The sequence below is a fragment of the Rhizobium sp. FG113 genome (genome assembly GCF_057809895.1).
The window spans coordinates 174,725-184,516 of record NZ_JBMDKV010000011.1 but is presented as its reverse complement, the minus strand read 5'-3'; the positions used below and the strand labels follow the sequence as shown (position 1 = coordinate 184,516).

The 9,792-nt window shown below is 61.9% G+C and carries 11 protein-coding genes; 4 read left to right on the top strand and 7 right to left on the bottom strand.

Annotated elements, in window-relative coordinates:
• Window positions 1-71: 71 nt before the first annotated feature.
• The 3 genes from ACODTZ_RS23155 to ACODTZ_RS23145 form a co-directional block, all read right to left on the bottom strand.
• Complete coding sequence (locus tag ACODTZ_RS23155; RefSeq protein WP_489028419.1) at window positions 72-1,877, bottom strand: EAL domain-containing protein; 1,806 nt, start codon at window positions 1,875-1,877, stop codon at window positions 72-74.
• Between the two features lie 166 nt (window positions 1,878-2,043).
• Window positions 2,044-2,271, bottom strand: coding sequence for a ribbon-helix-helix domain-containing protein (locus ACODTZ_RS23150; protein ID WP_018899011.1), 228 nt, complete (start codon window positions 2,269-2,271; stop codon window positions 2,044-2,046).
• Window positions 2,272-2,507: 236 nt separating this feature from the next.
• Window positions 2,508-3,059 carry an HdeD family acid-resistance protein gene (locus ACODTZ_RS23145; protein WP_112982258.1) on the bottom strand — a complete coding sequence of 184 codons (552 nt, stop codon included), beginning with the start codon at window positions 3,057-3,059 and terminating at the stop codon, window positions 2,508-2,510.
• Between the two features lie 138 nt (window positions 3,060-3,197).
• On the opposite strand from ACODTZ_RS23145, the gene betI reads away from it, so the two are divergent.
• Window positions 3,198-3,785 (top strand): transcriptional regulator BetI, encoded by a 588-nt coding sequence (gene betI, locus ACODTZ_RS23140; protein ID WP_489028416.1) that lies wholly within the window; start codon window positions 3,198-3,200, stop codon window positions 3,783-3,785.
• Between the two features lie 55 nt (window positions 3,786-3,840).
• Window positions 3,841-5,304, top strand: a complete 1,464-nt coding sequence (gene betB, locus ACODTZ_RS23135) for a betaine-aldehyde dehydrogenase (RefSeq protein ID WP_489028414.1) — start codon at window positions 3,841-3,843, stop codon at window positions 5,302-5,304.
• A gap of 7 nt (window positions 5,305-5,311) precedes the next feature.
• Here betB and ACODTZ_RS23130 read toward each other — a convergent pair whose 3' ends face one another.
• A complete protein-coding gene (locus tag ACODTZ_RS23130) occupies window positions 5,312-5,728 on the bottom strand; it encodes a helix-turn-helix domain-containing protein (protein ID WP_209232910.1) in 417 nt (138 codons plus the stop codon).
• A gap of 6 nt (window positions 5,729-5,734) precedes the next feature.
• Window positions 5,735-6,052: a type II toxin-antitoxin system RelE family toxin gene (locus ACODTZ_RS23125; RefSeq protein ID WP_489028412.1), complete on the bottom strand. Its 318-nt coding sequence runs from the start codon at window positions 6,050-6,052 to the stop codon at window positions 5,735-5,737.
• Here ACODTZ_RS23125 and betA point away from each other — a divergent pair.
• Window positions 6,033-7,682 (top strand): choline dehydrogenase, encoded by a 1,650-nt coding sequence (gene betA / locus ACODTZ_RS23120; protein ID WP_489028410.1) that lies wholly within the window; start codon window positions 6,033-6,035, stop codon window positions 7,680-7,682. The genes ACODTZ_RS23125 and betA overlap by 20 nt on opposite strands.
• A 3-nt stretch (window positions 7,683-7,685) precedes the next feature.
• On the opposite strand, the gene ACODTZ_RS23115 is transcribed toward betA, so the two are convergent.
• Window positions 7,686-8,051, bottom strand: a complete 366-nt coding sequence (locus tag ACODTZ_RS23115) for a type II toxin-antitoxin system VapC family toxin (RefSeq protein WP_489028408.1) — start codon at window positions 8,049-8,051, stop codon at window positions 7,686-7,688.
• Window positions 8,045-8,260, bottom strand: coding sequence for a ribbon-helix-helix protein, CopG family (locus ACODTZ_RS23110; RefSeq protein WP_047507829.1), 216 nt, complete (start codon window positions 8,258-8,260; stop codon window positions 8,045-8,047). The genes ACODTZ_RS23115 and ACODTZ_RS23110 overlap by 7 nt, the downstream gene beginning before the upstream one ends.
• Window positions 8,261-8,420: 160 nt before the next feature.
• Here ACODTZ_RS23110 and ACODTZ_RS23105 point away from each other — a divergent pair, with 160 nt between their 5' ends.
• Window positions 8,421-9,782: a chloride channel protein gene (locus ACODTZ_RS23105; RefSeq protein WP_489028406.1), complete on the top strand. Its 1,362-nt coding sequence runs from the start codon at window positions 8,421-8,423 to the stop codon at window positions 9,780-9,782.
• Window positions 9,783-9,792: the final 10 nt, after the last annotated feature.

The following is a 9,792-nucleotide window of genomic DNA, read 5'->3' as shown; positions in this document are numbered from 1 at the left end:
GGTCTCCTCATTCGGATAGCAGTGAGATAGTTCAGCAACGCCGCGTTGAGAAGGGCGGAAACGCCGGAGCGTCAATTCGCCTCGCCCAGCCGATGGAAGACCAGGCCTTCCGCGCTTTCCTTCGCCATTGCCTTGATATGGGCGATGGCGGCGGAGACGCGGCTGATGTCGTCGATGACGAGACCCTTGGGAAGCTCCAGAACGCCGATCGAGCAGCGCATCAGCGGGAAAAAGGCTTCGACGCCGGCGCGATCGTGGCCGCGAATGCGGCCGGCGGCGCGGTCGATCTCGGAATAGAGATCCTGGGCATCGTCGTGGAAATCGCCGATCAGACGATCGAGGATTTCCGTCAGCTCTTCCTTGGTCCAGCCCTGCACGCCGATGAAGAAATCATCGCCGCCGACATGGCCGAGGAAATGGCGCTCGGCGAAGAAGTAGCGCCGCATCAGGGCTGCGAAGAGCGAGATCGCGTGGTCGCCGAGGTGGAAGCCATAGGCATCGTTGAAGGGCTTGAAGTTGTCGAAGTCGCAATAGCAGAAGTGACGGGTCTCGTCGCTGTCGCGGCTCGCCTCGCGCATGAAATCGCGAATGGCGTGGTTGCCGGGAATGCCGGTCAGCGGGTTCTGGTCCTGCGCGGTCTTCAGCTTCTTCTCGTTCATCACCTTGATGAGCGAGGCGGCCGAGACGACGCCGGCATAACGCATGTTTTCCGTCAACAGCAGGCAGTTGGCGCCTTCCATGTTGGCGAAGATCGTCATCAGCTGCTCGGCATCGGAATCGAGGCCGACGATCGGCGCCATTTCGACGAAGTGCGAGATGGTTCGCTCATACATCTTGTTCTTCAGGAGATCGCGGCCGAAGGGGTGGTAGATATATTCCTTCAGGTGGCGCTCATGCAGGATACCGCGGGGCTCGCCATTGGCGTTCAGGACCGGGAAGAAGGCATTCTGCGGATGGCGGCGGAAGACCTCGAAGACGCTGTCGATCGTGTCGTTTTCATAGACCGTCGGCAGCACTTCGATCTGCTTGCGGATGAGGATTTCGTCGAGCGACTGGTTGTTGCGCTTGCTCTTGCCGAGTTCCTGCAGATGCGGAAATGACGGCACCAGCTCGGAGACATGCGTGGTCGGGCGCGAAATGAACCAGCCCTGCACGAGATCCACACCATACTCGCGGCAAGTGATGAACTCGGCTTCGGTCTCGATGCCCTCGGCAATCACGCGGGTGCCGAGCACATGGGCGATGTGGACGATGTTCTTCAACAGGTGGCGCTTGCGCGGGCTGCCATCGATATCGGCGATGAAGTAGCGGTCGATCTTCAGGTAGTCCACCGGATGATCGCAGAGCAGCTTCATCTCTCCATGGCCAACGCCGAAATCGTCGATCGCCAGCTTGAAGCCGCGCTTGCGCAGCAGCGACACCAGTGCGGCGAATTCGGGAACCGAGGTGTTGTCGAAGCGCTCGGAGAATTCGAAGCAGATCGAGGATGGCGGGATATTGGCGAGCTTCAGATGCTGCAGCAGGTTTTCCACCAGCTGCTCGCCATGCGGAATGAGGCGCACATCGAGATTGAGGAACAGCGTCGCGGTGGCGAAATTTGGTAGCGACGCGAACTTGGCGAGCGCGCGGCTCGCCACCATCTGCTCGAGCTGCAGCAGCTGATCGCCGCGCTGGGCCTCGTCCAGAATTTCCAGCGGCGAATTGAAGCCCAGGCGCTCCTGGCCGCGCATCAGCGATTCATAGCCGAAGGCAACACCGGTGCTGGCTTCGACGATCGGCTGGAAGGCGTTTTCGATAACGAGTTTGGCGAGAGTAATGATTTGATCGCTGGTGTAGCGACGAATAAGGGCGGGCTCTACGGTGGCAGCCAACGACATGCCATTCTCCACTATACGGCATTTATAATTATAATTTTTCGCGCGGAGACTAGGGGCGAAGCGTCAACGAACACTTTCCCCAATGTGAAGGTTTTGTGAAAACTGGCGTTTTATCAAATGCATGCCGCAACCGCCGCACCGAGCGGCGGTCATATGTAGGCAGTCTTCAGGCGGTGCGGCGATGCTCGTGGTCGGCGAACATGTCGGCGACGCATCTGGCATCGGCGGGGGCGCAATCGCGCGCTTTCGGCAGGCCATCGACCTTGCGGGCGGCATCCCACAGCCGGAGCGCTTCGCGCACCACCTCGCTGCTGGACACATAAGTGCCATCGTCTATCGCCGCGCGGATATCGGCCGCCTGCAGCGGAGAGATGGAAACGGTTACCATCGGCATGACATCACTCCCATTGCCTCGTGGTCTCCCATCGCCTCGTCGGGCAGACGCCTGCCCGGTCGAGGAACGGATACACACTCGCTTCGGCCGCCCTTCCGGTCGCGGGTGCTGGGCTTTCAGCAGCGTCGCTTTCACACGTTTGCGACCTCTGCCATGAGGCTAATTTTAGTCTTCACTCACATTCTTGTCAAAAAAGAAACAGTGCGTGATGAACAGGCTGTGAATAGCGGGCACAATCAGCGCCGGATGGCGAGGCCGAAAGCGAGCATCGACCAGCCCTGCAGCAGCAGGTCGCAAGCGAGGAACAGGCCGAGGATCCACAGGCTGTTGACCGGCCAGCCGAGCACGATGACGAAGCCCGCGAGCGCCGTGATCAGGCCGCTCAAAAGCACCCAGCCCCAGCCTCTCGACGGGCGCATGCGCCAGCCGACGAAGACGCGGAAGATGCCCGCCACCAGCAATGCCATGGCCAGAAACAACGTGAGTGCCGCCGATGCCAGAATGGGATTCATGAAGGCGAAGACGCCGGCCAGCACATAGAGCACGCCGCTCAGCGCCCAGAACAACAGCTGCTCCCACTCGCGCACCTGAAAGGCATGGGCGAGATAGACGATGCCGCCGACCAGCATGAGCAGGCCGACATAGTAGACGGACACGACGGTGGCCAAAAAGACGTTGGCGGCGGCGATGGCGCCGAAGACGATCAGCAGCGCGCCGAGGACCACAAACCAGACCCATTTCGACCGCAGCGCGGAGGACGAAGGCATTTCGTTGGACATGTCTGTCATCATGCACCTCCCGGTTGTTCATTGAGTATGGCGCAGAAACGGCGGATGGAAAGAGATATCTTACGGAAAAGGCGATCAGATTTTTATTGATTGATCAGTCAATCAAAATTATGTTGGCTCTATTGCAGGAGAAAGACCGTGCCGAAAGTCGGAATGGAACCGATGCGCCGCAAGGCGCTCGTCGATGCAGCGCTGCGCGTGATCGGGGATCACGGCTCGCTCAGCGTCACCATGTCCGAAATCGCCAAGCAGGCCGGCGTTTCGCCGGCGCTCGCGCACCACTATTTCGGCAGCAAGGAGCAGCTGCTGATCGAGACGATCCGCTCGCTTCTAAAGCAGTTGCGCGACGACGCGGTGACGGCGCTGAAGGCAGCCCCCACGCCGCGCGCGCGGCTTTCGGCGGTGATCCGCGTCAGTTTCCACGCCGACCAGTTCGCGCCGCAGACGATCGCCGCCTGGCTCGCCTTTTACGCCGAGGCACAACGCTCGGAAGAGACGCGCCGCTTTCTCGTCATCTACGCCAGGCGCCTGCGCTCCAACCTCGTCGCCAATCTGAAGCCGCTCTGCCCCTTAGATGTCGCGGAACATATCGCAGAAGGCGTGGCCGCGATGATCGACGGGCTCTACATCCGCCAGAGTCTGGGCTCGACGCGTGTTGGCGCCGAGGCCTCGATCGCGCTGACGGAGGATTATGTGACGATACAGCTCAGAGGGACGGCCCGATGACCGCATCGATGCCCTCCCCCACTCTGCCGCAGCCAACCGCTAAAAGGATAGACCCATGAGAGCCCAGCCCACAGCATCGCACTTCATCGATGGCGAATATGTCGAGGACGATGCAGGCACCGTGATCGAGAGCCTTTATCCGGCGACAGGCGAAGTCATCGCGCGGCTTTACGCGGCAACGCCCGCAATCGTCGAAAAGGCGATCGCCGCTGCCAAGCGCGCCCAGCCGGAATGGGCGGCGATGAGCCCGACGGCGCGCGGCCGTATCCTGAAGCGGGCCGCCGACATCATGCGCGAGCGCAACCGCGAACTCTCCGAGCTTGAAACCCTCGACACCGGCAAGCCGATCCAGGAAACGATCGTCGCCGACCCGACCTCGGGCGCCGACAGCTTCGAGTTCTTCGGCGGCGTGATCGCGGCAGGCCTCAACGGCTCCTACATCCCGCTTGGAGGCGATTTCGCCTATACCAAGCGCGTGCCGCTCGGCGTCTGCGTCGGCATCGGCGCCTGGAACTATCCGCAGCAGATCGCCTGCTGGAAGGCGGCACCGGCGCTTGCCGCCGGCAATGCCATGGTGTTCAAGCCGTCCGAAAACACGCCGCTCGGCGCCCTGAAGAGCGCCGAGATCCTGATCGAGGCCGGCCTGCCCAAGGGGCTCTTCAACGTCATCCAGGGCGACCGCGACACAGGCCCGCTGCTCGTCAACCATCCCGATGTCGCCAAGGTGTCGCTGACCGGTTCCGTGCCGACAGGCCGCAAGGTGGCGGCAGCGGCTGCCGGCAATCTCAAGCATGTGACGATGGAACTCGGCGGGAAATCGCCGCTGATCGTCTTTAACGACGCCGATATCGACAGCGCGGTGGGCGGCGCCATGCTCGGCAACTTCTATTCGACCGGTCAGGTCTGCTCCAACGGCACCCGCGTCTTCGTGCAGAAAGACATCAAGAGCGAATTCCTGAAGCGGCTGAAGGCGCGCACCGAGGCGATGGCGATCGGCGACCCCATGAACGAGGCGACACAGATCGGCCCGATGGTCTCCTGGGCGCAGCGCGAGAAGGTTCTCGACTACATCGAGAAGGGCAAGGCCGAGGGCGCGACGCTCGTGGTCGGCGGTGGCATTCCGAACAATGTCTCGGGCGAAGGCTATTATGTGCAGCCGACGGTGTTTTCCGATGTGACCGACGAGATGACGATCGCCCGCGAGGAGATCTTCGGGCCTGTCATGTGCGTGCTCGATTTCGAGGACGAGGCGGAAGTCATCGCGCGCGGCAACGCTACCGAATTCGGCCTGGCGGCCGGCGTCTTCACCTCCGACATGAGCCGCGCCCACCGCGTGGTCGATCTTCTCGAGGCCGGCACGCTGTGGATCAACACTTACAACCTCTGCCCGGTCGAAATCCCCTTCGGCGGCTCCAAGCAGTCAGGCTTCGGCCGCGAGAATTCGATTGCCGCACTGGAGCATTACTCCGAGCTGAAGACGGTTTATGTCGGCATGGGGCCGGTTCAGGCGCCTTATTGATATGAACTCAGCCGACAACGAGATCGTCGAGATCGACATTCAGGGCCGACGCGATGCGCTTCAGCACATCGACGGAGCCCGTCTTCTTGCCGGTCTCGATTTCGTTGAACTCCGCTTCGGAGAGCCCTGCCGCCTGCGCGAGTTCCGCCGCGCTCATCTTGCGATAGGTGCGATAGGAGCGGATGCGGCTGTCGCTCTCCAGCAGCTCGTAGACAAATTCCGCTGGCCAAGTTTCCTCGCCGGCGGCAACGCGCGCCATCACCCTAGTTGCAATCAAGCTATCGACCAGATCTTCGTAGTCCTCCTGGAGCAGCAAAACGTAATCCTTGCCGTCGATCTCGAGCTTTTTAACATCAAACTTCGTGAAGAAGTCATCGTCATCGTCGCGGCCGCCGTCGACAGCCAATTTGTGCGCTTTGGTCATGCCGCGTTACTCCTTGTAAATGCCGCCGCGCGGGCCGACGTTGATGACCAGCACAAGCCCGGTCTGCTCGTCGATGATGACGCGGTCATTGCCGACACGTATGCGAACGAGATCCGTTCCGACAAGCTTTTTCACATCCACCGTCTCTCCGCGAGCGAAGGCGTGGACCTTTGCCTTGATCGCGGCCTGACGCTTGGGCTGCATCCGCTCCAAGCTTCTCTGCGCAAGTTTAGAGTAGATCACAGGTTTCATCCTAGCAACATAAACCAGAGCGTCGCGCAAATCAATTAGGGGTTGCAGATTCATGCAGGCAGATTTCGTCATCATCGGTTCCGGCTCGGCGGGCTCGGCGCTTGCCTACAGGCTGTCGGAAGACGGCAAGAACAGCGTTATCGTCATCGAGGCCGGCGGGTCGGATTTCGGGCCGTTTATCCAGATGCCGGCGGCTCTGGCCTGGCCGATGAGCATGAAGCGCTACAATTGGGGCTATCTTTCCGAGCCGGAGCCGAACCTCAACAACCGGCGCATCACCGCGCCGCGCGGCAAGGTTATCGGCGGGTCGTCGTCGATCAATGGCATGGTCTATGTGCGCGGGCATGCGGAGGATTACAACCGCTGGGAGGCGCTCGGCGCCAATGGCTGGGCCTATGCCGACGTGCTTCCCTATTTCAAGCGGATGGAACACAGCCACGGCGGCGAAGAGGGATGGCGCGGCACGGACGGGCCGCTGCATGTGCAGCGCGGCGGCTTCCGCAACCCGCTGTTCCACGCCTTCATCGAGGCCGGCAAGCAGGCAGGCTTCGAGGCGACGGACGATTATAACGGTTCGAAGCAGGAAGGCTTCGGGCTGATGGAGCAGACGATCTTTCAGGGGCGGCGCTGGTCGGCCGCTTCAGCCTATCTGAAGCCGGCGCTGAAGCGGACGAATGTCGATCTCGTCTATGGTCTTGCCCGCAAGGTGGTGATCGAAAACGGCCGGGCTGTTGGCGTCGAGATCGAGCGTGGCGGCAAGGTCGAGGTCATCAAGGCCAACCGCGAGGTGATCGTCTCGGCCTCGTCGTTCAATTCGCCAAAGCTGCTGATGCTCTCGGGTATCGGCCCGGCGGCGCATCTGAAGGAAATGGGGATCGAGGTGAAGGCGGACCGGCCTGGTGTCGGCGCCAACCTGCAGGACCATCTGGAATTCTATTTCCAGCAGGTCTCGACCAAGCCCGTCTCGCTTTACTCGTGGCTTCCCTGGTTCTGGCAGGGCGTTGCCGGCGCGCAGTGGATGTTCACCAAGTCGGGCCTGGGCACCTCCAACCAGTTCGAGGCCTGCGCCTTCCTGCGCTCGGGCCCCGGCGTCAAGCAGCCGGATATCCAGTATCACTTCCTGCCTGTTGCAATCAGCTATGACGGCAAGGCGGCGGCCAAGAGCCACGGCTTCCAGGTGCATGTCGGCTATAACCTGTCGAAATCACGAGGGAACGTGACGCTCGCCTCCGCCGATCCGAAGGCCGATCCCTTGATCCGCTTCAACTATATGAGCCATGCCGAGGACTGGGAGAAGTTCCGCCACTGCGTGCGGCTGACCCGCGAGATCTTCGGCCAGCAGGCCTTCGACCAGTATCGCGGCTCCGAGATCCAGCCGGGCGAGAACGTTCAGACCGACGACGAGATCGACGCCTTCCTGCGCGAGCATCTGGAAAGCGCCTACCACCCCTGCGGCACCTGCAAGATGGGCGCCAAGGACGATCCGATGGCGGTGGTCGATCCGGAAACGCGGGTTATCGGCGTCGATGGATTGCGCGTTGCGGACTCATCGATCTTCCCGCACGTGACCTATGGAAACCTAAACGGCCCCTCGATCATGACCGGCGAGAAGGCCGCCGACCACATTCTCGGCAAGCAGCCGCTGCCGCGCTCCAACCAGGAGCCGTGGATCAATCCGCGCTGGGAAGTGAGTGATCGGTAGGGGTTAGATCACATAAGGCAGCCGCACCCCGGGTGCGTCTGCCGGAAAGTCCTTGCTGTTGCGCGTGACGAGTAGCATCGCATTCGTATCGGCGGTCGCCCAGATTATCGCATCGGGGAGCTTGATGCGGTATTTCTTCCTGATCTCGACAGCACGTTCCGCGATGGATGTCTCGAGCGGGATCACGTGAAATCCGGCCAGGAAGCGTCGGGTGGCGTCGGCAACGTCATGACGGGCGCCGGCTAACACCTCCATCCAGGTGATAATGCTGATCGCTGCGCTGTCGTAGCGATCAATCTCTTGGGCAGCCTGCGGAACGGCGTTCAGATGATCGATGAGGATATTGGTGTCGAACAGCGGCTTCACCATTCGCCCCTGATCTCCTCCTGATAGGCAAGACCATCGACCTTACGATTACCCCATAGCCCAAAAGCCTCTTTCCGATCACGGGGCGCGTCTTGCTCAAGAAAGCCGCTGACCGCCTTGCGAATGAGGGAGGCACGCGAGACGTTCTTGGCGGCGGCGATCGCATCAAGAGCTCGAAGGTCATCTTCACCAACGTCGACAAGGATTCTCATCGGATCCACCAAAACGATACTTCATAGATATCATCTATGTATATCATATATCGTCCAATTACAACCTCGCCCGCATATTCGCCAGGGCTTGCAAACGCGGGCCACGGGGCAGATAAGACCGGTGCCCCCTATTCTGTCCCCACGCCCCCAAGTGACCGACATGCCCCCACTCTATCGGAAATCCAAGCTGCTCCGCCGTTCGCGCGTGTTTCGGGGCTCGTTCTCGCTCTGGCGTCCGCGGCTTGTCTTCTGGTGCGGGGCGCTGGCGATCGGGTTGATCAGCGTTGCCTTCGCGGAACTCGCGGACATGGCGCAGAAGGCATTCGCTGCGGTGACGACATCAGGGCGGTGGTCGTTCCTTTTGCCGCTGATCATCACGCCTGCTGGCTTCGTGCTGTCGGCCTATCTGGCGGCGAAGCTGTTTCCGAATTCGCAGGGGAGCGGGATTCCGCAGGCGATCGCGGCGCGCCACCTGCATGACGAGGCCGACCGCACGCGGCTGCTGTCGCTCAGGATCGCCGGCGGCAAGATCCTGCTGACGGTGCTCGGCCTCTTCTCCGGCGCATCGATAGGCCGCGAGGGGCCGACGGTGCAGGTCGGCGCGTCGATCATGCTGGCGGTCGCACGCTTCGGCGGCATGGCGCAGGCGCGCGGGCTGATCCTGGCGGGCTCGGCCGCCGGTATCGCGGCGGCCTTCAACACGCCGCTCGCCGGTATCGTCTTTGCCATCGAGGAGATGAGCCGCACCTACGAGTCGCGGTCTAACGGGCTGGTGCTGACCGCGGTCATCCTCTCCGGTCTCGCCGCACTCGGGCTGTCGGGCAGCTACAACTATTTCGGCTCCACCTCGGTGGCACCCATGCATATGGCCGATTGGGGCCTCGTCATCATCTGCGGCGTCGGCGGCGGGGCGCTTGGGGCGGGCTTCAGCGGCCTTGCGCTCCATGTCGGCCAGCGCGTGCGCCGCTGGGCGCAGCCGCAGCCGTTGAAACGCATGCTCTTTCTCGCGGGCGGCTGCGGTCTGGCGATCGCCGTGATCGGCATCGCGTCGGGCGGCAATACGTTCGGCACCGGCTACGAGCAGGCGCGCGGTGCGGTCGAGGGCCATGCGCTGCCGCTGTTCTTCTTCGTGGAAAAACTGCTCGCCAGCTTCCTGTCGATGATATCAGGCATTCCCGGCGGCATCTTCGCGCCGTCGCTGGCCGTCGGCGCCGGTTTCGGCAGCACGGTCGGCTCGCTGATCGGCAGCAGCATCGCGCTGGCCGCGATCCTTGGGATGGCTGGCTATTTCGCCGGTGTCGTGCAGGCACCGATGACGGCCTTCGTCATCATTCTGGAGATGACCGGCGACCATGAGGCCGTGATCCCGATCATGGCGGTGTCGATGATCGGCTATGTGACGTCGCGCTTCCTGTCGCGCGAGCCGCTCTATCATGGCCTGTCGCGCGTGTTCATCGCAGCCACGATCCGGGCGCGGCGCGCGGCGGAGAAGGCGTCACATCAGGAAGAGCCGGCCCACTAAGCAATCACCA